The sequence below is a fragment of the Corallococcus terminator genome (assembly GCF_003611635.1).
GTDB lineage: Bacteria > Myxococcota > Myxococcia > Myxococcales > Myxococcaceae > Corallococcus > Corallococcus terminator.
Genome location: NZ_RAVZ01000160.1, coordinates 1 through 21,602, shown reverse-complemented (window position 1 = coordinate 21,602; position 21,602 = coordinate 1). Strand labels below are relative to the sequence as shown.

General features: G+C 69.6%; 15 protein-coding genes and 1 pseudogene. 7 read left to right on the top strand and 9 right to left on the bottom strand.

The genetic code is table 11. From position 1 onward, the window contains the following. Window positions 1-211 precede the first annotated feature (211 nt). A complete protein-coding gene (locus tag D7V88_RS44570) occupies window positions 212-934 on the bottom strand; it encodes a hypothetical protein (protein ID WP_244238313.1) in 723 nt (240 codons plus the stop codon). A gap of 66 nt (window positions 935-1,000) precedes the next feature. On the opposite strand from D7V88_RS44570, the pseudogene D7V88_RS45530 reads away from it, so the two are divergent. Both D7V88_RS45530 and D7V88_RS22390 read left to right on the top strand, forming a co-directional pair. Then, window positions 1,001-1,303 (top strand): annotated as a pseudogene (locus tag D7V88_RS45530) (Ig-like domain-containing protein); the annotation flags it as partial. Window positions 1,304-1,630: 327 nt separating this feature from the next. Next, on the top strand, window positions 1,631-5,521 hold the full coding sequence (locus tag D7V88_RS22390) for an Ig-like domain-containing protein (RefSeq protein ID WP_244238312.1): 3,891 nt from the start codon (window positions 1,631-1,633) through the stop codon (window positions 5,519-5,521). Between the two features lie 33 nt (window positions 5,522-5,554). On the opposite strand, the gene D7V88_RS22385 is transcribed toward D7V88_RS22390, so the two are convergent. Beyond that, window positions 5,555-7,303 carry a serine/threonine-protein kinase gene (locus tag D7V88_RS22385; protein ID WP_167509869.1) on the bottom strand — a complete coding sequence of 583 codons (1,749 nt, stop codon included), beginning with the start codon at window positions 7,301-7,303 and terminating at the stop codon, window positions 5,555-5,557. A 171-nt stretch (window positions 7,304-7,474) separates the two neighbouring features. On the opposite strand from D7V88_RS22385, the gene D7V88_RS22380 reads away from it, so the two are divergent. Genes D7V88_RS22380 through D7V88_RS22370 form a run of 3 tightly spaced genes read left to right on the top strand, consistent with a single transcriptional unit; the run spans window position 7,475 to window position 9,067 of the window. Beyond that, complete coding sequence (locus tag D7V88_RS22380; protein ID WP_120542689.1) at window positions 7,475-8,218, top strand: hypothetical protein; 744 nt, start codon at window positions 7,475-7,477, stop codon at window positions 8,216-8,218. Between the two features lie 2 nt (window positions 8,219-8,220). Further along, window positions 8,221-8,592, top strand: a complete 372-nt coding sequence (locus D7V88_RS22375) for a hypothetical protein (RefSeq protein ID WP_120542688.1) — start codon at window positions 8,221-8,223, stop codon at window positions 8,590-8,592. A 16-nt stretch (window positions 8,593-8,608) separates the two neighbouring features. Further along, complete coding sequence (locus tag D7V88_RS22370) at window positions 8,609-9,067, top strand: GNAT family N-acetyltransferase (protein WP_120542687.1); 459 nt, start codon at window positions 8,609-8,611, stop codon at window positions 9,065-9,067. A 14-nt stretch (window positions 9,068-9,081) separates the two neighbouring features. Here the strand turns inward: D7V88_RS22370 and D7V88_RS22365 are convergent, their stop codons facing one another. From D7V88_RS22365 to D7V88_RS22355, 3 genes are all read right to left on the bottom strand, one after another. Beyond that, window positions 9,082-9,480, bottom strand: a complete 399-nt coding sequence (locus D7V88_RS22365) for a VOC family protein (protein ID WP_120542686.1) — start codon at window positions 9,478-9,480, stop codon at window positions 9,082-9,084. A gap of 152 nt (window positions 9,481-9,632) precedes the next feature. Beyond that, entirely contained in the window at window positions 9,633-11,003 is a 1,371-nt protein-coding gene (locus D7V88_RS22360) for an FAD-binding oxidoreductase (RefSeq protein WP_120542685.1), read from the bottom strand. Window positions 11,004-11,123: 120 nt separating this feature from the next. Beyond that, window positions 11,124-11,882 (bottom strand): dienelactone hydrolase family protein, encoded by a 759-nt coding sequence (locus tag D7V88_RS22355; RefSeq protein ID WP_120542684.1) that lies wholly within the window; start codon window positions 11,880-11,882, stop codon window positions 11,124-11,126. 226 nt (window positions 11,883-12,108) lie between these two features. Here D7V88_RS22355 and D7V88_RS22350 point away from each other — a divergent pair, with 226 nt between their 5' ends. Both D7V88_RS22350 and D7V88_RS22345 read left to right on the top strand, forming a co-directional pair. Then, window positions 12,109-12,801, top strand: a complete 693-nt coding sequence (locus tag D7V88_RS22350) for a response regulator transcription factor (protein WP_120542683.1) — start codon at window positions 12,109-12,111, stop codon at window positions 12,799-12,801. Further along, window positions 12,798-14,189, top strand: coding sequence for a sensor histidine kinase (locus tag D7V88_RS22345; RefSeq protein WP_120542682.1), 1,392 nt, complete (start codon window positions 12,798-12,800; stop codon window positions 14,187-14,189). The genes D7V88_RS22350 and D7V88_RS22345 overlap by 4 nt, the downstream gene beginning before the upstream one ends. Before the next feature lie 3 nt (window positions 14,190-14,192). Here the strand turns inward: D7V88_RS22345 and D7V88_RS22340 are convergent, their stop codons facing one another. The 4 genes from D7V88_RS22340 to D7V88_RS43105 form a co-directional block, all read right to left on the bottom strand. Continuing rightward, the gene (locus D7V88_RS22340; RefSeq protein WP_244238311.1) at window positions 14,193-15,857 is read right to left on the bottom strand and encodes an ABC transporter substrate-binding protein; all 1,665 of its coding nucleotides are present in this window, start codon (window positions 15,855-15,857) and stop codon (window positions 14,193-14,195) included. A gap of 11 nt (window positions 15,858-15,868) precedes the next feature. Then, entirely contained in the window at window positions 15,869-16,996 is a 1,128-nt protein-coding gene (locus tag D7V88_RS22335) for an SCO family protein (protein WP_244238310.1), read from the bottom strand. Continuing rightward, a complete protein-coding gene (locus D7V88_RS22330) occupies window positions 16,993-18,978 on the bottom strand; it encodes a YncE family protein (RefSeq protein WP_120542680.1) in 1,986 nt (661 codons plus the stop codon). The genes D7V88_RS22335 and D7V88_RS22330 overlap by 4 nt, the downstream gene beginning before the upstream one ends. A gap of 112 nt (window positions 18,979-19,090) precedes the next feature. After that, on the bottom strand, window positions 19,091-21,602 hold a 2,512-nt coding region (locus D7V88_RS43105), incomplete at its 5' end, for a cupredoxin domain-containing protein (protein ID WP_504814114.1).

Below are 21,602 nucleotides of genomic sequence, written 5' to 3'. Positions count from 1 at the left end.
AGGTGGTGGCATCGTCTTCATTCGGGGGCATGCGCTGGCCGGTCCTGGGGACATCCTCGCCAAGGGAGGAGATGCCGCGCTGACGTCGGAGGCTGGCGGTGGTGGCGGGGCGGGTGGAACCATCGTCGCGTGGTTCACGGGCTCCGCGAGGTGCAGCGCCGTCGAAGTGGGTGGTGGCGAGGGTGGGCCGTCCAAGATTCCGCAGGCGGGCTCAGGCGGCGGTGGCGGTGGCGGGCGCGTGTACTTCCAGGCGGGGTCGCTGTCCGGATGCACGCCCTTCTCCGAAGCGGGATGGCCCGGGGCCGTGCTCGCGGGAAGCGCTTTGAAGGAGGCCGAGGCCGGGGGCGAAGGACTGGTGCAGGTCGTTCAGGGGGGCTTTGCCGAAACGCAGGCCCCGGCGGATCCGGGGCAGGGCGCGGGATTCGATAAGGCCGTGGATCCCCCCCCGGCGGTCACGACACCGGCGGCTGGTGGTTTCGTCAACACGACGACGCCCCTCATCCAGGGCAAGGCGGCCGCTCTGTCCAGGGTGCGGGTCTTCATCGATGACAATGACCCGGCCAACGCGAAAGGCACTGTACAGGCCTCCGCGAGCGGTGACTGGATCTTCCTTCCACAGCAGGTGCTGTTGGCGGGTGCTCATGACGTACGCGTCGCGCCGGTGGATGAGGACGATGAGACGGGTGAACTGTCCGGCGAGCATCTCTTCACGGTGGACACCTCTCCTCCGAACACCACCCTCCAGAAAATTGGCCCTCACCAGTTCCTTGACCCGGCGACGACGGCGCAGTTCACGCTCACCTCTTCGGATATGGGCCCGGTGGATTTCGAGTGCTTGTTGGACGACCCGATCGCTGGGTTCACGCAGTGCCCGGAGCCAGGCCCGGGGCCAGCGAATCCGCGGTCCTTCGGCGAGCTGGCGGAGGGCCCTCATACGCTCCTGGTGCGCGCGAAGGACAAGGCTGGCAACGTGGACCCAACTCCCGCCATTCATCAATGGATGGTGGACTCGAAAGCTCCAGCGGTGCCCGGCCTGAGCGCGCCGATTGTCGATGCCTACGTCCCCTCCATCACGCCGACCCTGTCCGGAACAGCCGAAGAAGGAAGCACGGTCACGGTCACGATCACCCAGACCGTTCCGAACGACCCGACAGAAAGGCAGCCGTGGACGGCGGTGGCGCACGAGAGCGGAAACTGGAACCTGACCGTCTCGCCCGAACTCATCGATGGCACAAAGTACACGGTGCGGATCACGGCGACAGACAAGGCCGGCAACGTTGGCGCCCCCCTGACGGGTCGATCCTTCACGGTGGATGCCACGGCGCCCAACACGCTCCTGGATGACGGGCCTGAGCCTGCTCAACAGGGAGCGATCGCCCGTTTCGTGTTCCACTCGAGCGAAACGCCGCACCCGACCTCCCCCTTCGAGTGCAGTCTTGACGGTGCGCCGTACGCTGGCTGCGTCAGCCCGTTTGATGCAACGGCTGCCGGGGAAGACGACCACACGATGCACATCCGGGCACGGGATCGTGCTGGGAATCTGGACCCCACGCCCGTGGTGTCCTCCTGGCGCCGGGACACCCTCAAGCCTGCGCAGCCTTCCATCGATGCCCCGACGGAGAATCTCTTCGTGAACACGGTCAGGCCCCTTCTCCAGGGCTCGGCGGAGGCTCTGTCCACGGTGCGCGTCTCGCTGGACGGCGCCGTGAAGGGCTCCGTGAAGGCAGATGCGGCGGGAAAGTGGATCTTCGTTCTTGGGGCGGATTTGCCCCAGACCGCGCACACAGCGTTTGTCGTGGCGGTGGATTCCGCCCTCAACGAGAGCCCGGTGTCCGCCACGCGCAACTTCACGGTGGACACCGCGCCGCCGAACACCACCATCACCACTGGGCTCGGGCCGCTCACGAATCAGGCGACGGCGAACTTCACGTTCACCTCAACGGAGACTGGCGGGACCTTCGAATGCCTTCGCGATGGTGACACCCAGTTCTCGGTGTGCACCGCCACGATGAGCTATTCCAACCTCACGAGCGGAGCGCATGTCCTCTACGTGCGGGCGAGGGACAAGGCAGGCAACGTGGACCCGACCCCCGCGGAGCATCGCTGGGAGGTGGACCTGGTCGCCCCCGCTGCCCCCGTGCTGACCGAGCCGCTGGCGGAGGCCTACGTGCCGACCCGGCAACCGACGATTCGCGGAACGGCCGAAGCCGGAAGCAGGGTGAAGGTGACGCAGACGGCTCCCACCAGCGTGACGCTGGACACGGTCACGGCGAGCGCGGACGGGACCTGGAGCCTGAGTGTCGCGACCGCGCTTGATGAAGGGATCCGCTACACGGTGAAGGCCACCGCGACGGACAGGGCGGGCAACGTGGGACCCGATTCGATGACGCGCTCCTTCACCGTGGACACCGTGCTGCCGGACACCACCATCAGCACCGGGCCCGACCCGTACACGAATCAGGCGACGGCGGACTTCACGTTCACCTCGCCGGAGCCTGGCGTGACGTTCGAATGCCTACTCGATGGGGCCCCCCTGTTCTCGGTGTGCACCGCCACGATGAGCTATCCCAGCCTCACGAGCGGAGCGCACGTCCTCTATGTGCGCGCGAGGGACAGGGCGGGCAACGTGGACCCGACGCCTGCGGTGCATCGCTGGGAGGTGGACCTGGCCGCCCCCGCTGCCCCCGTGCTGACCGAGCCGCTGGCGGAGGCCTACGTGCCGACCCGGCAACCGACGATTCGCGGAACGGCTGAAGCCGGAAGCACGGTGAAGGTGACGCAGACGGCCCCCGCCAGCGTGACGCTGGGCACGGTGACGGCGAGCGCGGACGGGACCTGGAGCCTGGGTGTCGCGACCGCGCTCGATGAAGGGATCCGCTACACGGTGAAGGCCACCGCGACGGACAGGGCGGGCAACGTGGGGCCCGATTCGATGCCGCGCTCCTTCACCGTGGACACCGTGCTGCCGGACACCACCATCAGCACCGGGCCCGCGCCGTTCACGAATGACACGACGGCGAACTTCACGTTCATCTCAAACGAGGCTGGTGCGGCGTTCGAGTGCAGTCACAATGGCGCGGAGTTCGAGCCCTGCCAATCCGCGAACTCTCATACGGTGACCAACCTCAGTGAAGGACCGCATGTGATGCGCATCCGGGCGCGAGACCGTGCGGGGAATTTCGATTCTACTCCCGCGAGCTGGTCCTGGTCCGTGGATAATTCGGAGCTGTCGACGCGGATCATCGAGAAGCCGTTTTCGCCGACGAATGTGAATGTGGGCAGCTTCAAGTTCGACTCCAACAAGGCGGGCGTGAAGTTCGAGTGCAGCCTCGACAGTCCCACTTCGGTCTTCGTCGAGTGCAGCACCCCTCCCGGCAACACGTACACGACCCCGGCCCTGTCGGACGGTTCACACACGCTGAAGGTCCGTGCACGGGACAGCGCAGGCAACGTGGATACGAGCGCGGAAAGCTATACCTGGACCGTGGACACGCTGAAGCCGTCGCAGCCTGTCGTGACAAGCCCGACGGAAGACAGCTACGTCAACACGACCGTGCCCAACCTGGAGGGCACCGCGGAACGCGAGGCCACGGTGAAGGTCTTCATCGATGGCACCGAGAGGAGCCCGGTGCTTGCCCGCGCGGATGGGGGATGGGTCTTCACGCCTTCAAGCGCGCTGTCGCAGGGCGAGCACACGCTGGTCGTGATCGCGGTGGATGGCGCGAGCAATGCGAGTGTTGAGTCCGCCACGCGCACCTTCTTCGTGGACTCGGTGGTTCCGGAAACCGTGCTGGGCGACAAACCGGATCCGCTGACCTCCCAACGGATCGCCGCGTTCACGTTCAGTTCCCCCGAGGCCAACGTGCGGTTCGACTGCCGCCTCCACAAGAACGGGTCGCCCGAGCCCCTCTTCTCGGAGTGCCCTGGCCCTGTGTCTGGCGGATACACCAGCGAGTCGCTTGTCGACGGGACCTATACCTTCGCGGTGCGTGCCCGGGATCTGGCGGGAAATACGGATTCGTCGCCCGCGCTCTTCATCTGGACGGTGGATGGCACCGCGCCGGAGACGCGCATTGATTCCGGACCGACCGCTGCCAACGGAGGCACCTCCAACAGCGCGGTGGCGCGGTTCACGTTTGGTGCGAATGAGCTCAACGTGAAGTTCTTCTGCGACCTCGACGACGGGGGCTATGCGGAATGTCCCATCACCCATGAGGTGACCGGGCTGCCATCGGGAGTGCACACCCTCTCCGTGAAGGCCCAGGATCCCGTCGGGAATGTGGACGCGAGCCCCGCGGTCTGGACCTGGACGGTCAATACCGACATCCCGGATACGATCATGATCTGTGAGCCCACGAGGAGGCTGCTCAATACCTTCGAGAACGCCTTCACGTTCACGTCCGACAAGGGCGAAGGCGCGAACGTCGCCTTCGAATGCAGCCTCAACCAGAGCACCTTCGAGACCTGTTCCTCGACTCCAACCGACCCCTACAAGGTGTCCGTCAGCAAGGACGGTGGGCACTCGTTCAGGGTCAGGGCACGTGACAAGACGTCCCAGAATGCGGACCCGGTTCCCGCTGAGTGCGTCTGGACGGTGGACACCCTGGCGCCCAATACCGCCTTGAATGCTCACCCCAGGGAGTTCGAGAACAAACCCCAGAGTGCGTTCACGTTTGACTTCGCGGGCTCTGAACCGGGAGGCCACTTCGAGTGCAGCCTGGATGACGCTGACTTTGGGACGTGCGCGAGTCCCTTCGATTTCGTCCTCGCCGACAATGCCTACACCTTCAGGGTCCGGGCAGTGGACGAAGCGGGGAACCGGGACGGCAGTCCCGCCATCTGGTCGTGGGTGGTGGACACGCGCGCGCCCCCTGTTCCGGTGATGACGACGCCTGCCCCCGGGGCCACCATCGCGAATGCCATCCCGCTCCTGGAGGGCAGTGCGGAGCCCGGGAGCAGCGTGGTCGTCTCCCTGCGGGATGGCGCTTCGGTGGGCGAGGCGCTCGTGGGCGAAAACGGGCGCTGGAGCCTCACTCCCACGCAGTCGATGGCAGAGGGGGAGAACTTCATCCTGGTCCGTGCGAAGGATCGCGCAGGGAATGAGAGTGAGACCCAGGGAGAGTCCTCCTTCACGGTGGACACGAAAGCCCCTGACACGAGCATCGTGGCGGGGCCCGAAGGCCGGGTGCGTACGAGCGTGACCACGTTCCAGTTCTCTTCGACGGAGGAGGGCGTGACGTTCGAGTGCAGCCTGGACAACGCGGAGTTCGCGCAGTGCTCAGCCGAGCTCACCTTCGACGTGCTGGAAGGCGGCCACTCCCTCCAGGTGCGCGCCAGGGACCGGGCCGGCAACGTCGACCCGTCACCTGAAACTCGCGCCTGGCGCCTGTCCCTGGGCTCCGACACGCGGACCCTGGGCGGTGGCCTGAGCTGCTCGTCCTCGGGTGGGGGCGTCCCCTTCGGCATGATGGCGGGCCTTGTGGGCCTGGCGCTGATGGCGCTCAGGCGACGCCGGGGCTGAGCAGTCCTTGCCGCAGCAAGCCCTGTCCGGGGCTCAGCGGGCCCCGGACGTGGCGCCGGTTCCCCGGCGGCGGAGCAGCTCCGTTGCCCGGGCCCGGACGCTGGCCATGGGGTTGGTGCGCGCGGCCTCTTCCAGGGCGGGCACCGAGGCTTCGCCCAACTCCGTGCGGATGAAGTCCTGGCAGGTGCGGTGGAACCGGTCGCTGACGAGGCAGCGGATGGCGTTCTGGATGAGGACGGGTGCGTTGCGGTACGCGGCGTCATTGCGCAGCGCCGCCCGGTAGGCCGCCACGCCATCCACCCAGCGGAGGTTGTCGAAGTTGACGTTGCCCTCCAGGTAGCGGACGTAGGCGCTCGCCGGGTGTTTCACGGCCAGCTTCTTCAGCGCCGCCAGGGCCGCGTCCCTTCGCTGCGCCTGGATCAACCGCTGGGCTTCCTCGATGCCCGGAAGGGGCTCCACGACAGGCTCCCAGACGGGGGCCTCCGACCGGGGAGGTTCGTCCTTCGGGACCTCGGGTGCCGGGCGGTCCGCCTGCTCCGCCGACGCGGGCGCAGGTCCCGTGGACGTCGACCAGAGCGCCCATCCCCCGAGGCTGGTTCCAACCAGGGCGAGCACCGCCGCGCCCCCCATCCACGTCCTTCGCGAGCGACCCCGGGAGACCGGGGGCGGGGCGTGGACGGAGGGAGCAGGGGCTTCGGCGGCGGCCTGGGGCTCCGCTGTGGCCACGGCTTCAGTCGAAGCCACCGGTGTGGGCGCCAGGACCCGGGCTTCGGCTGGAAGGTCCGTTGGCGTCACGCGGGGGCGTGCCCGGCCGTTCCGGGTCGCGAGCGCTTCCTGACCGGGACGTGCGGGTGTGTGGGCGGCCGGGAGGGGCAGCGTCGGTGCGTCGCTGGCCGAAGGCACCGCGTAGGTCACCGCTGGACCTGGCCCGGCCCCGTCGAGCGCGGCCAGGAACTCCGTCGCGGATTGGAAGCGCTCCGCCGGTGACTTCGCCATCGCCTTCGCGAGCGCCGCTTCGAGTTCCGCGCGGAAGCCGGCTTCGGGGGCCACGGCGCGCAGCAGCGGCGGTGTCACCTCGCGGTGCATGCGCAGGAGCTCCGCGTTGCCCGTCGCGGAGAAGGGCTTCTTGCCGGTGAGCAACTCGAAGAGCAACACGCCCGCGGCGTAGAGGTCCGTGGGGGGACCCACCGGCTCGCCATGAATCTGCTCCGGAGCCATGTAGGCCGGTGTCCCGAGCATCATCCCGGAGGTGATGCCCGTCACCTCGTCGCGCAGCTTGGCGAGCCCGAAGTCGAGGATGCGCACCTGCTCCCCGAGCCCGACCGCGTGCGTGACGATGATGTTCTCGGGCTTGATGTCCCGGTGGATGATGCCCTGCTCATGTGCGTGGGCCAGGCCCGCGAGCACCTGCCGCAGGGCGCCCAGGGCCCGGGGCAATGGCAGCGGGCCTTCGCGCAGCAGCCCACGCAGCGTGTCTCCGGTGACGAAGTCCATCACCATGTACGGCGACTCCTCATCCACGCCGAAGTCCATCACCGACACGCAGCACGGATGGGTGAGGCGGCTCATCGCGCGCGCCTCCACCTGGAACCGCTTGCGGAAGTCCTCCTCCCGCGCCGCCCAGGCGTGGAGGAACTTGATGGCGACGGACTTGCCCACCTCCAACCGCTCGCCCCGGTAGACAATGCCCATGCCCCCCGCCGCGAGTCGCTCGATGATGCGGTAGCGCCCCTGCAACACCGAGCCGATGCGTGGATCCGAGGCGGAAGTGGGCTCGTTCATGGCGCGCGCACGATAACAAGGTGCCTGGAAAGTGGGGTCTGAAGGGGGCGGTTCGGGACGAGTTCGAGGCCGCCGCGCCGATGGCGCCCGAAATCCGCCCACCCGCATGTGGCCGAATCCGTGCGGTCGGGGTCAGAGGGGGGAAGCCTTCGCTTCAGGGAGGACTCCCCCATGTCGTCACCATTGCCCCTGGCCGGCCTGTCCGCCGTGCTGCTGCTGGTCTCCGCCAGCGTCGCGGAGGCGAAGCCGTGGAAGCACGCGGGCATGCATCCGCGCACCGGAAGGCCCGCGGACGGCCTGTGCCACATCGAGACGATGCACGTGCACACCGCCGCGCCGGTGCACGGCGAGACGCTCTACCGCACGCGCGATGACGTCCACATCTTCATCGGGGACCCGACGCCCTTCGGCTACGAGGGGCCTCGGCACGCCTACTATGGCCACCACCCGGTGGTCCTCAACGTCTACATCCAGGTCGACGTGGACGTGGTCGAGTACTGCTACCACGACGGGCCGCACTACCACGCCTACGCGCCGCCGCCGCGCCAGGAGTTCGTGGACCGGGAGGACGTCCACTACTACGCGGGCGAATACCCCGACGAGTACAAGCGCGACAGCCCGAGGCGCGGACGCGTCAACACGGTCTACAGCGGCTGGGAAGTCCCGCGTCCGGTGGTGACGGTGGCCCCGCCGCCCCAGTACCACGGCCCCATCATCCAGGTCGGACTGAACCTGCCGGTGCCCCGGGTCGAGCTGCGCGTCGGCGCTCCGCCTCCGCCTCCGCCTCGGCGCGAGCGGGAGGTGGTCATCATCCGCGAGGAGCACGTCGTGCACGAGCATCACGACGACCATCACGACCACGGCAAGCACCACGGCAAACACGACAAGCACAAGAAGTCCAAGGGACGGCACTGACCATGCGGCGCACGCTCCTTCCGCTGATGGCCCTGCTCCTGGCGGGGTGCTCCCGCGACGTGGACGACATCCTCGCTGCATGGAAGGCGGAGGGTGAGGCCCCCTCCGGTTTCACCGACGTCGGCGAGAAGTTGCCAGGTGGCAAGTGCAAGGCCGGCAAGGTGAGCGGTCTGGAGGCCACCCTGTGTTCCTTCGACAGCGCGGCGAAGGCCGACCAGGCCCAGGAGTCCGCGTGGGGGCTCGTCGGTGACGCCGTGGGGTCCGCGGTCGTGTCGGGCAAGTGGGTGCTCGTCATCGCCGATCCTCGCGCGGAGGACCCCAGCGGACGGCGCATCAACGCGCTGGTGAAGGTCTACCAGGACAAGACTCGCTAGGGCAGGCTCGGGGGCCATGGTCCCCACCACCTTCCGCGTCGCCACGTCCACGGATCTACCCGTCATCCTCGCGCTGCTCGCGGATGACGCCATCGCCCGCTCGCGCACCGGCTACCTTGAGGAGCCCGTGCCCGCCGTGCGCGCGACTTTCGATGAGATCGCCGCCGACCCGAACAACGAACTCATCGTCGGCGTGCGTGAGGGGGAAGTCATCGCCACCCTCCTGCTCACGTACATCCCGGGCCTGAGCCGGGGCGGGATGCGGCGGGCGCTGGTGGAGGCCGTGCGCGTGCGCTCGGACCTGCGGGGACAGCGCATCGGGGAGCTGTTGATGCAGGACGCGATGGCGCGCGCCCGGGCTCGCGGCTGCGGACTGATGCAGCTCACCACCGACAAGCGCCGCCTCGAGGCCCATCGCTTCTATGCGCGGCTGGGCTTCGAGGCGAGCCATGAAGGCATGAAGCGCTCGCTCTGACGTGGACGCCGGGCCTACTTGATGGCGGCGGGATCCATCCAGAAGGTCTCCCACTGGTGGCCGTCCAGGTCCTGGAAGCTGCGCTGGTACATGAAGCCCTGGTCCATGCTCTTCAGCTCCTTGGCACCCGCGGCGAGGGCCTTCTCCATCAGCGCGTCGACGGCGGCGCGGCTGTCCGCGGTGAGGGCGATGATGGCCTCGGTCACCTTCGTGGCGTCCGCGACTTCCTTCGTGGTGAAGGTCTTGAAGAAGTCCCTCACCAGCAACATCGCGTAGATGTCCTCGGAGATGATCATGCAGGTGGCGTTGGCGTCGGTGAACTGGGGGTTGAACGTGTAGCCCAGCTTCGTGAAGAAACCGACCGCGCGGTCGAGCGACTGGACGGGCAGGTTGATGAAGATCTTGGTGGCCATGGTGCGTCTCCGTCGAAAGGGATGGAACGTCGCCTTCATCCACACGACGAACCTGTGTCCGCGAGATCGACACGCCATTTATTTTCCCGCTGCTCGCCCTCAACCCCCTGGAATCACAGCGGGATTCACCGGCCCCCAGCGGAATTCCCCGCTCACACCAGCTTGCCCGGGTTGAGGATGCCCAGCGGGTCGAGGGCGCCCTTGAGGGTGCGGTGCAGGTGCAGCGTCTCCGGACCCAGTTGGGCGGGCAGGAAGCCGCGCTTGAGTGAACCCACGCCGTGCTCGCCGGTGATGGTGCCTCCCAGGTCCAGCGCCGCGTGCAGGATGTCGTCGAACGCCTGCTTCGCCCGTGTCATCGCGTCCAGGTCGTCGCGGTCGAAGACGACGGTGGGGTGCATGTTCCCGTCGCCCGCGTGACCGAAGGTCCCGATGAGGACCCGGTGCTGCTCCGCGATGCGCTCCACCGCCGCGAGCAGCTCCGGGATGCGCGAGATGGGCACACCCACGTCGTCCAGCAGCGTCGCGCCCTGCTGCTCCAGCGCTGGGAAGGCGAACCGCCGCGCGCCCATGAGCAGCTCGCCCTCGGCCTCGTCGGTGGTGTTCATCACGAAGGTGGACCCGGCCCGCTCGCAGGCCGCCGCCATCAGGCCAATCTCCTCCTCGCCCTGCGCGCCTCCTGCGTCGGAGCGCGCGAGCAGCAGGGCCGCGGCCCCGACATCCAGGCCCATGGGCTTCCAGGATTCGACGGCGCGCACGGTGGTGCGGTCCATCAACTCCAGCAGCGACGGCCGGGTCGTCCCCATGATGTCGGAGACGGCCGTGCCCGCGCCCACGAGCGTGGGGAACGTGGCCAGGAGCGTGGTCGCCTTCGGAGGCCGGGGGCGCAGCCGCAGCGTGGCCTCCGTGATGATGCCCAGCGTTCCTTCCGAGCCCACGAAGAGCCGCGTGAGGTCATAGCCCGCGACGTTCTTCACCGTGCGTCCGCCGGTGCGCACGACGGAGCCATCCGCGAGCACCACCTCCAGCCCCAGCACCGCGTCCCCCGTCACGCCGTACTTCACGCAGCACAGGCCGCCCGCGTTGGTCGCGAGGTTGCCTCCGATGGTGGAGAACTCCCAGCTCGCCGGATCCGGCGCGTACCAGAGCCCCTGTTCCGCAGCGGCGGCCTTCACCGCGGCGTTGAGCGCGCCGGGCTGGACGACGGCCAGCATGCCGCGCCGATCCACCTCCAGCACCCGGTTCATCCGCAGGAGGGACAGGACGATGCAGCCCTCGATCGCGTTCGCCCCGCCCGACAGGCCAGAGCCCGCGCCCCGGGCCACCACCGGCACGCGGAGCGCGCGGGCCACGTCGAGCACGGCGCGGACCTCGGAGGTCGACGCGGGCCGCACGAGCACGGAGGGCATCCCCGACGGCGCCCACTCCGCCTGGTCGTTCCGGTGCGCCTGGAGGATGTCCGGGTCGGTGACGAGCGACTCCGCCGACAACACCTTCGATAGCGCCTGCACCACGTCGTCCGTCACGAAGGACCTCCCGGAGCCAGGGGCTGAACGCCAGGCAGGACACCCCTCATCCCGCGCCCGGCCCCCTGGGCCCAAGCTTGCCTCAGGCCCGCGAATTGCGCTGGGCCCCGTGGCGAGAACTCATGTGCCCGGGGTCGTGTCACCCAGGACCTGCGTCAGGAAGGTCCGCAGCGCGGCCTCCGCTCGCCGGGCGGCGACGGGGTGGTGGAGGATGCCGGCCTGGGGATTGTTCGCGCCCTCGAAGGTGAAGGCGTGCATCGCGTGGCCGTAGGCCTGGAGCTGCCAGTCCGCGCCCGCCTCCGTCAGCTCTCGCGCGATGGCGAGCACGGCGTCAGGCCGGGCGACCGGATCCTCCCAGCCGTGCAGCAGCAGGACGCTCGCGGTGATGGGCGGCTGGGGTCCCAGGTCGGGCGCCTGGAGCACCCCGTGGATGCTCACCGCGCCCTTCAATCCTTCCGGAGCGCTGCGCGCGAGGTCGAGCGCGCAGAGACCTCCGAAGCAATAGCCGAGCACCGCGATGCGCTGGGGATCCACCCGGGGGTGGCGCTTCGCGGCCTCCAGTCCCGCGAGCATGCGGCGGCGCAGCAGGGCCCGGTCCTGCATGAAGGGTCCCATGAGGTGGGAGTTGTCCCCTGTCACCTCGCCACGGACTTCCTTCCCATACACATCCAACGCGAAGCCGACGTAGCCCTGCTCCGCGTACCGTTCCGCCATGGCGCGCATGAACGTGTTCTGTCCGTCCCAGGCGTGGGCGATCAGGACGCAGGGCCGTCTGCCTTCGTGCGAGGCATCGTGGGCGACGTAGCCCTCGCAGACGGTCTCACCGTCGGCGTAGTCGAGGACTTCGGCGTGGATACGCGTGGAGGGGGACGACGCCATCCGGGCTGCTCCTTGCGAAGAGGGGCGGGGAGGTGCGCACGTTGCCCGCCTTCGGCCCCGCCGTCTTCGACGAACGTGTGCCGTGGCGCCCAGCCTGGGAGCAGACGGCCTGGACAGGGGACGGCTGGCCGGGCCGTCGCACGCAGGGGGCGCGCTGGCCATGGCGCGGTGCGCCGTGAAACACTCCCCGCGCCGCGGAGCCCCACGGCACGGTTCGAGGATGCGGATGAGACTCCTGCTCATCGAGGACGAAGCGAAGATGGTGTCCCTGCTCCGGCGCGGTCTGGAGGAGGAGGGACATACCCTGGAGGTGTGCACGCGCGGCAGCGAGGCGCTGGCACTGGGGACTCCCGAGGACTACGAGGTCATCGTCCTCGACTGGTCCCTTCCGGACATGGACGGCATGACGCTGCTGCGCGGCTGGCGGGACGCGAGCGTGCGCACGCCGGTGCTGATGCTGACGGCGCGGGGCACGACCGCGGACAAGGTGATGGGGCTGCGCTCGGGCGCGGACGACTACCTGGTGAAGCCCTTCGACTTCGAGGAGCTGCTGGCCCGCCTGGAGGTCCTGCGTCGGCGGAGCGAGGTAAAGGACGGCGTGGTGCGCCTGGGCGAGCTGGTGCTGGAGCCGGGGCGCCGGGTGCTGCGCGTCGGCTCGCGGGAGGAGTCGCTCACCGCGCGTGAGTTCGCGCTCTTCAGCGCGCTGGCCCGCCACCCCGGCGAGCCGCAGGTGCGCGCGCGGTTGATGGAACAGACGTGGGGGCCGGACTTCGATGGCAGCGCCAACGTGCTGGACGTGTACGTGGGCTATCTGCGCACGAAGCTGGAGCGGCTGGCGGCCTCGCATGTGACGCTGCGCTCCGTGCGCGGCGTGGGCTACAAGCTGGTGGTGGGCCCCCCTGGAGGGCGCGCGGCGTGAGGCTGACGCGCCGCCTGTGGTTGCACGGGGCGCTGGTGCCCGCGCTGGCCACGTTGGGCGCCCTGGTCGTGGCGGGACAGCTCTTCCGCGTGGACCTGGAGCGCGCGTTGGACCACGCCCTGCTGGCCCAGGCGGCGGTGGAGAGCGTGAGCCTCTTCGACGGGCCGGGGCAGAAGGTGCACCTGCACATGGCCGTCTCGCCCCTGGTGGAGCAGGTGCGTCCCTTCGCGCCGCAGGGCTATCTGTATCAAGCGGATGGAAGGCTGGTGATGCGCTATCCGCCGGTGCCCGAAGGCGCCCCCGAGGAACCGCCCCGCGTGCCCGACAGTCGCGACGGGGAGCCGGTCCTCGTCACCGAGGTGTCCGCCGACGGCAACCGCTGGCGCGAGGTGATGGTGAACGTGCGCTCGCCGCAAGGGGAGCGCTACGGGCTGCGGCTGCTGGCGTCGCTCGGGCAGGTGGACCGCTCGGTGGAGTCGTACTTCCGGCTGGCGTTCTCGATGGCGGCGGCGATGGGGGTGGTGCTGCTGGGCGTGCAGACCACGATGGCGCGACGGATGGCGCGGCGGCTGGAGGCCATCACCCTCAACCTGGGGCGGCTGCGCGAAGGCGACCTGGTGTCCCCCACCCAGGTGGATCCGGGGAAGGATGAAATCGGTCAGCTCAGCTCCGCGCTCGCGGAGGCCACGGCGCGGGTGCGCGGCGCGCGCGAGGCACAGGAGCGGCTGGTCGCGGACGCGGCGCACGAGCTGCGCACGCCGCTGGCCCTCATGCGCACCAGCATGGACCTGGCGCTGCGGCGCGAGCGGAGTCCGGAGGAGCTGCGCGCTTCACTCCGGGAGGCGCGAGCGGAGGTGGACCGGCTGGCGGTGCTGGCGGGCACCCTGCTGGACATGGCCTCGGCGGGACGCGGCTCGTGGGATCGCAAGAAGGGCGACCTGCGGGAGGTGCTGGCCCAGGCGGTGGAAGGGGCCCGCGCGGAAGCCGAGCGCCGGGGGATGCTCGTCCACCTGGAAGCCCCGGCGCGGGCGGAGGCCTGGTTCGACGCGGGAAGCCTGCGACAGGCGGTGGACAACCTGCTGAGCAACGCCCTCAAGTTCTCACCCGCGGGAGGGGAGATCCACGTGCGGTTGACGGTGGAGGGGGGACGCAACCGGGTGGTTGTCGCCGACACCGGTCCGGGCATTCCCGCCACGGAGCGTGAGGCGGTGTTCGAACCGTTCCATCGCGTGGCGGGCGCGGAGGGCCGGCCCGGCGCGGGTCTGGGGCTGGCCATCGTCCGGGAGGTCGCGCTGCGCCATGGTGGCCGGGCCTACGTGGACCCGGCGGAGGGCCGAGGCGCGCGGGTGGTGTTGGAGCTTCCCTCCGTGCCGCGCGCGGAAGGGTGAGGCTCAGGGTGACAGTGGAATCCAATCCGACACGGCCACGAGCCGACCCGTGATGGGGTCCACCCGTGCGAGCTGTGCGCCCTGGACGCCCACCCGGCGGTTGATGCCGAAGCTGACGGGCGGGGAGACCCCCGTGTCGAAGTCGCGCAGGGCCTCCAACTGCTGTTGCAGGCCCGCGCGCGTGAGGTCCGCGCCCGCTCGGGTGACGGCCTCCACGAACACCCGGGCGGCGGCGTAGGCCCCCAGTTGGAACGCGGGATGCCCTGGCTTCAAGCCGTGTCGCTCCATGAACGCGGCCACGTCATCCAGGGCGGGCGCGCGTTCGCCCAGCCCGCCGGGAAAGAGGAAGGTGATGCGCCCCTCCGCGACACCCGGCAGGCGCGGATCCGCGAGCGTCGCGGGGGCGAACACGGGGACCTTCGGGGCCTGGGCCTCCAGGGCCACCATCAGGGCGCTCAGGCCCTCCGGCGTGCCGGTGTACAGCACGGCGAACGGAGGCGAGGCGGAGGGCCGCTTCAACGTCGCCACCGCGTCTTCTGCCGAACCCCAGTCCAGCGGTACGGCCAGCTCCCGTCGGTGGGCCTCCGCGCGCACCGCGTCCCGCCACGCGCGGCCCGGCGCGTCGTCCGGGTGCACCACGGCGAGCGGGCGTCGCCGCAACAGCGGCTCGGACGTGGACGCCAGGTGCTGCACCACGAGTCGGGCCAGGGACGCGGCCTCCGGGTAGAGGAAGAAGATGGGACCCTCGTCGGGGAGGGGGCCTGGCTCCATTGGAAGGGGGAGCACCAGCGGCACGCCGTCGCGGATCAACAGCGCATCGGAGTCCAACCGCGTCGGACGCAGGCTGGCCACCAGGGCGAAGACGTCCCGGTCGAGCAGGCGCGTGGTGGCATCCGCGCTTCCCATAGGGGACATGGACTCCAGTGCTGCCTTGTCCTTTCTCGCCTCGTCGTTCGGGTCGAGCCGTCGTGTCGTGGCCTCTCTCCCCGTGGACTCCGGATACAGCGCCGCATCGTCTTCGACCACCAGCTCCAACCTGCGCCGGAAGATGCCTCCACTGGCGTTCACGTCCGCGAACACCGCGCGCACCACCGCCGCCGCTTCCTGTCCCACCGGGCCCAGGTGTCCGGTCAGCGGGAGCGCCGCGCCCACCGTGAGCGAGCTGCTGGAGAGGCCGGGCTCCGTCGCCACGCCCAGCTCCTGGAGGTAGGCGAGCAACACGTCCGCGTCGCCGTCCACGAGCGCGTAACGGGGCATGGCCACGCCCAGCACACGACCGCTGGCGGACACGCCCCCCGTGATGGCCCGCAGCAGCGTGGCGCGCGTGTACGCGGGACGCGAGCGGTCCTCCGTGTCCCCCAGGCCTCTTGCCCGCGCATGGCCGAGCGAACCCGGCGTGATGTCCGGCACCTCCACGCCGCCCTCGCGACTGCCCCGTCCGGAGGGTCCGTGACACCGGGCACACGCGGCGACCGCTCCGCTCAACTCCACCCGCTCCGGTCCCAGGAAGCCCGTGAGGGCCTGGCCCTTCGCATCCTGTCCCTGCTGGAAGAGCCTGCGACCGTGCTTCACCGCCGCCGGATCCACGGCCCGGGGTGGCTCCTCGCGCTTGCAGCCCGTCAGCAGCAGCAGCGCCACCAGCCCGACCCACACGCTCCTCCCCCTCATGCCGCGCCCCCTCACTTCGGATCGTTCAGGTGTTCCACCGCGGCGACGATGTTGTCGGTCATCGCCATCACGGGAGACTTCACCCACATGCCCGTGGCCGAATCGCCGATGAGCAGCGTCGTGTTGTGTTCGTCCGGCTTCTCCGCGTAGCTGCCGAGCTTCTTCAGCACGAGGGTGATGTTCTCCCGGGAGCCGGTGAGGAAGTACCACCCGGGCTGCGCGCCGAACTTCTTCGCGAACTTCGCCAGGCTCTTCGGCGTGTCGTTGGTGGGGTCCACGGACAGCGTCAGCATGTGCACGTCCTTGCCCATGCGGGACGCCAGCCGCTTCTGCACCTCCGACAGGTGCTGGGTGATGGGCGAGCACGCCCCCTTGCAGGAGGTGAAGGCGAAGTTGATCAACACCGTCCGGCCGCGCACGAGGTCCTCGTAGAACCGGTGCGTCTTGCCGTGCTGATCCACAAGCTCCGTGTTGGTGAAGTACTTCGCCGCGGCGGCGTCCTGGGCGGAGGTGCCGTCCACGGCCGAAAGCTCGGACGGCGCGGCGGAAGTGTCCCGGGCCTCACGCACGGCCTCCACGATGCGCGAGGGATTGCCCAGCCCATCCACCCGCGTCCATGTGTTCGTGAGCGCATTGCCCACGAGGACCAGCGGCCGGTGCGATTCCTTGTCGGGCACGTAGCCGCCCAGCGCCACCAGGGCCTCCTTCACCTTCGCGGGCTCTCCGGTGAGGAAGGACCAGTCCGGCCCGGGCTGGAAGGGTTCGGCGAACCTGGCCAACCGCTCCGGGGAGTCGTTGTTCACGTCCAGCGTGATGGAGATGAACCTCACGTTGGAGCGCGGCCCCAGGTCCTTGCGCACGCGCGCGAGCGTGGCCGTCATCGGCGTGCAGATGGTCTTGCAGCGCGTGAAGATGAAGTTGATGGCCACCGTCTGGCCACGCACCAGGTCCGTCCACAGCTTCACCTTGCGGCCGTGCTGATCCACCAGCTCCACGTCCGGCACCTTCACGTCCAGGGACGCGCCGGAAGGAGCGGGTGCCGTGGGCAGCGGCACGCGCACTTCGTCCTCGGCGTGAGCGAGCGGCGCGCACGTCAGCGCCAGGGCGAACAGGGCCTGCTTCCAGGTCGGGGTCATCATGGGGACGTCTCGGCGGTGAGGGCGGTCGCGAGCGGTTGCGACACGCCAAGGGTGGAGGTGGGCAGACGGCCCAGGTCGAGCCCCCGGCCCTCCACGCCCACCACGAACTTGTATTGGCCCGGGGACGGAGGCGCGAAGTCGACCTCGAAGAGCCCCTCCGAGACCCGCCGGGGCTCCGTGCGCACCTGCCAGGTGCCCGGTGTCTTGAACAGGAGCACGCGGATCTCCTCGGGGGCCACCGGGGCCTGTCCGTTCCCGGCCGTGGGCTCCAGGCGGAAGCGCAGCGGCACCGCCTGTCCCGGCGCGTACGTGCGCTTCGCGTCGAACTCCGGCGTGAGCTTCAACGGCAGGGTGCGGGCCAGGGACGCATCCTCCGGCACGCCGCCCACCTTCCACTCCAGGCACGTCACCACGCGCGGATTGTCCAGCAGCACCTGGACGTCGTAGGTGCCGTTCTCACGCACGTTGCCCTGGGCGGTGAAGACGCCGGGCTCCACCTCGCGCAGCGACCGATCCAACACCCGCACCGCGCGAGGCTCGCGGCCGTAGTTCAGGTGCGTGCCGCGCGGGGCCATCATGCCCTCCTGGTAGAGGAACAGCGCCCGGTCCGCGTTGCCCGCGGCGATGACGCCATTGCCCTCCGGCAGCGGCGCGATGGGATCCGACATGCCCAACTCCCGCGCCTCCGCGGCGGGACGCTGTCCCATGGTGATCTGCACCACCGCGGGCCGGCCCGTGCCCTCCAGCGTCTTCAACTCCACCAGCGACACGCGGCTGTCGGTGGTGTTGCGGACGTAGGCGAAGGCGTCCGTGAACACGACGGTGTCCGGCGCGGAGAAGCCGGTGAGCGTATGGGCCACCTGCCCACGCGCCGCGTCCAGGATGTCCACCGTGCCGGCGTCCTTGTGGACGAGGAAGGCCCAGCGGCCGGTGTTGTCGAAGCGCAGCGCATCCAGTCCGCCCTGCACGGGGATGCGGCGCGACACCTCGCGGCGGACGGTGTCCACCACCACCACCTCGCGCGTGCCGGGCCGGGCGACGAAGAGGGCCCGCGCCACCTCGCTCCAGGCAAGGCCCGTGGCGCCAGCGCCCACGTCCACGCGGCCCAGCACCTCGCTGGTGGTTACGTCCACGGCCGTGAGGGTGGAGGCCTCCCGGGTGGAGACCCACGCGATGCGTCCGCTGTCGGAGAAGGCGAACGCATGCGGTCCCGGTCCCACCTCCACCGGGTCCCGCACCGCGTGCGACGGCGTGTCGATGACGCTCACCGTCCCGTCGCCATCGTTGCTCACCCACGCGGTGAGCCCATCCGGGGAGAGGGCGATGCGTCCCGGCTGTCGGCCCACGCGCAGGGGACGCGTCACGAGGAACCGCTCGGTGTCCACGACGGACACCGTGTCCATCACCGGCACCGTCACGTACACCGCCGACCGGTCCGGCAAGAGCGCCCAGTCCGCCGCGCCACCGCCCACCGACACCAGGTGCTGCAGCTTGGTGCGGTCGAAGGCGATCTGCGGGTTGATGACGGAGATCGTCTGATCGTGATTGAGCGTGAGGAACCAGTAGGCGTTGAAGTCCACGTCCGCGCGCGCGGACATCAGGCCGCCCAGGTACGTCTTCACCTGCTGGCGGCACGCGGCCTCATCCGGCGCGGGCTCACCCTGGGGACGCAATCGCATCCATGCCAGGGGCCGGCGCCCGGCCAGCGGTTCTCCCGTGCGGGCATCGGTGAGGGTGAGGCGGGAGGTGGCCTGGAGGGAGGAGCCCCGCTCGGCCTCCAGGGGCCGGGGGGCCAGCGCCAGACTGAACGCGAGCGACACCCCTTCGCGCGTCACCTTCACCGGCGGCGACGCGGCAGGCGCGGGGATGGGAGACGGTGGCACCACCGAGGTGGACGCGCGCGGGAACACCGCGTGCGCGCCCACGGCGAGGAGGCCCGCGGACAGCAGACCGGCGGAGGCGAGGAACAGGGGCTTGCGCATGAAGACGGCTCGGAGCGGCGGTGAGCAGGGAAGGGAAGCCGGCGGCGCGAAGGAGGAAGGGACTTCCCCCACCGCGCCGCCCGGGTCCTACGAAGTGCCGGGAGGCAGGCAGCTACTGCACCCGGTAGACGCCCCACAGCCCGCCGCTGCTCCAGAGGAAGCTCGGCATGTCGCGGTAGAGGTAGTCACCCTTGACGCCGTAGGCCCCGCCCGCGCCGTACTCCGGGATGATGTTCCAGTGGTGCATCACCGACGAACCTCCCTGCGTGGAGATGACCGGTGAGGTGGCATTGGGACCCATCACCCGCGACTGCGCCCCGGCGGCCCACGGGTTGCGGTACCACTCGGCACCGTGGAGCGCGAAGGCGTGCTGGCGGGAATGGCCGGAGGGTTGACCCACCCGCCAGCGCAGCGGTTCGCCCACCTTGGCGGTGAACACCGGCGTGGCCGGGTCTCCGTGCACGGAGGAACTGAGGATGTTCGTGAGCTCGAAGTCGTTGGTGTCCTCCGGCGGCATCTGCGGAGGCACCCCCAGCCGGGCCCAGAGCGGCTCCGTGCGGTAGTTGAATGCCTTCTGGCCGGTGTCCTGCGAGTCGTCGATGCCGTTCGTGTTGCGCAGCGCCGTGCCGCTGTTCAGGTTGCTGCTGGAGTCATCCTTGAAGCGGGGGTCGTCCGTGTGCAGGCCCAGGTCGTCCTGGTAGAGGAGGACGAACTCGCGGAACGTCTGCTTGCTGCCGTCCGGGCGCGTGTACCGGACGCGCGCCTGTGCCTCCGTGCCGGAGTCGGTGCTCCAGTCGGCGTCCTGCGGCTCGATGACGAGCGCGCCGATGGAGCCGTGCATGCCGTGGTTCACCACGTCCGCCATGTCGCGCAGGTTGACGATGCCGAACTCCATGGGGGTGATCTGCCCCTTCGTCGGCCATCCCCAGGGGGCGCTCTTGAACTCGCCCGCGAACCAGCGGTACGTGCGCGTGGTGCCGGGCGCCACCGTCTGCACGGCGTTGAGGCCCACGTTCGCGCCGTCGTCCGTGTTCACGTCCATGTTCACCAACTGCGGGTGCAGCGAGACGTGGTTCGACATGCGCACCTGGTTGACGTTGAAGCCCGACGTGATGGCCGAGTGGTGCGCCCACACGTTCGACTTGGTCATCGCCGTGGCGGGCAGCCGGTTCCTGAGCACGACCTGCACGCACTCGCCGGCGCGTGCACGCAGGATGAGCGGCTCCGGCTGACGCTTGCCCAGCTTCAGGTCCGACAGGTGGATGTCCCGGGCGAAGATGACCGCGTCCGGGTCATGGATCTTGTACTCGGCGTTGTAGACGAGCCGTCCGCCGGGCAACCAGTTCTTCGCGTCGATCGCCGACACCTCGTAGAGCCGCACCGGCGCGTTGCGCGGGCACGAGTCCACCTTCACCGGCTTGATGCCCAGCTTCCCGGTGCTCTCGTACTGGAGCACGAGGTTGGGGTCGATCTTCATCATCGCCTCGCGCTCTTCCAGCACGTACTCCACGGTGCGCTGCCTCACCTCCTCGCCCTTCTCGTTGATCTCGAAGGACTCCTGGATGGAGACGTCCTTCTCGTCCAGCCGGGGCAGGCCGGCGCGGTCCGGCATCTCCAGCAGCTCCACGGGCGGATAGGCCTGGAGCTGCTCCTTGCCTCCCGCCGACAGCGCCAGGTCCAACCGGGGGTTGGTGTCCACCGCGAGCATCGCCACGTCCCCCAGGGTGCGCACCCCCTTCTGCTTGTGGCGGTAGGTGCGCATCAGGCCCCACATGCCGTTCCAGAGGTCGCCGGTGGACGCGCTCATGTACATGTAGTCGGCCGTCTCATACGTGCCGCCGATGGCGGGCAGGCCGCCTGTCAGCTCGAACTCGAAGTGTTCGGAGATACCGATGGCCTGCGCGTTGCTGAAGCCGCTGTGCGGGTCGCCGCCCTCGCGCAGCCACTTGTGCCCGTGCAGGTTGAAGCTGTGCTGCTCCTCCTGGGAGCCCTGGACCAGCCGGATCTTGATGCGGTCGCCCTCGTAGCCCGCGAGCAGCGGGGTGTAGGGGTCGCCGTGGATGTCCGAGCGGAAGACGTTGGACATCTCCCCGGCCTTGGTGGTCAGCAGCTTGCGGCTGGCACACCGTGACGAGCGCTGGGAGATGCGCAGGGGGATGGGCTCGCTGCGGAAGTTGATCATCATGCCGCCGGGGTCCGCGGCGCTGATGGCCTCCGGCATCGGGGTGGTTTCGAAGCCGATGGCGGCGGGCAGCGCGTCCTCCTTGTAGTTGGGCGGATTCACCGGCACGCCGCACTCGTCGTAGAGCGGGTTGTAGTCCTGGAAGCCGAGCGCGAACTCACGGAAGCTCTTGGTGGGGTCCGCCATGATGACGTCCGCGCGCCAGCTCGTGGGCCCGCCGTCCGCCACGCGCGAGCCGTAGTACACGCCGGTGCGCGGGTCCCTCCACTTGGAGCCCTTGGGCTCCACGATGAGGGCACCGAAGAAGCCGTGCTGCTGGTGCGACGACGGACCGAAGTGGTCGTGGGTGAAGACCGTCTCCAGCGTCCGGTCGCTCACCGGGTCCGCCCACCAGCGCTGCACGGTGGTCTGCGCCGTGGGGGGCGCCCGGGCGATGCGGGGG

Bases quoted from the DNA above. Each gene is read 5' to 3' on its own strand.
- D7V88_RS44570 (WP_244238313.1), bottom strand. From the start codon at position 934: ATGAGGGCCCTCCGCCAGCTCGCCGAAGGACCGCGGATTCGCTGGCCC.
- D7V88_RS22385 (WP_167509869.1), bottom strand. From the start codon at position 7,303: ATGAACGAGCCCACTTCCGCCTCGGATCCACGCATCGGCTCGGTGTTG.
- D7V88_RS22380 (WP_120542689.1), top strand. From the start codon at position 7,475: ATGTCGTCACCATTGCCCCTGGCCGGCCTGTCCGCCGTGCTGCTGCTG.
- D7V88_RS22375 (WP_120542688.1), top strand. From the start codon at position 8,221: ATGCGGCGCACGCTCCTTCCGCTGATGGCCCTGCTCCTGGCGGGGTGC.
- D7V88_RS22370 (WP_120542687.1), top strand. From the start codon at position 8,609: ATGGTCCCCACCACCTTCCGCGTCGCCACGTCCACGGATCTACCCGTC.
- D7V88_RS22365 (WP_120542686.1), bottom strand. From the start codon at position 9,480: ATGGCCACCAAGATCTTCATCAACCTGCCCGTCCAGTCGCTCGACCGC.
- D7V88_RS22355 (WP_120542684.1), bottom strand. From the start codon at position 11,882: ATGGCGTCGTCCCCCTCCACGCGTATCCACGCCGAAGTCCTCGACTAC.
- D7V88_RS22350 (WP_120542683.1), top strand. From the start codon at position 12,109: ATGAGACTCCTGCTCATCGAGGACGAAGCGAAGATGGTGTCCCTGCTC.
- D7V88_RS22340 (WP_244238311.1), bottom strand. From the start codon at position 15,857: ATGAGGGGGAGGAGCGTGTGGGTCGGGCTGGTGGCGCTGCTGCTGCTG.
- D7V88_RS22335 (WP_244238310.1), bottom strand. From the start codon at position 16,996: ATGATGACCCCGACCTGGAAGCAGGCCCTGTTCGCCCTGGCGCTGACG.
- D7V88_RS22330 (WP_120542680.1), bottom strand. From the start codon at position 18,978: ATGCGCAAGCCCCTGTTCCTCGCCTCCGCCGGTCTGCTGTCCGCGGGC.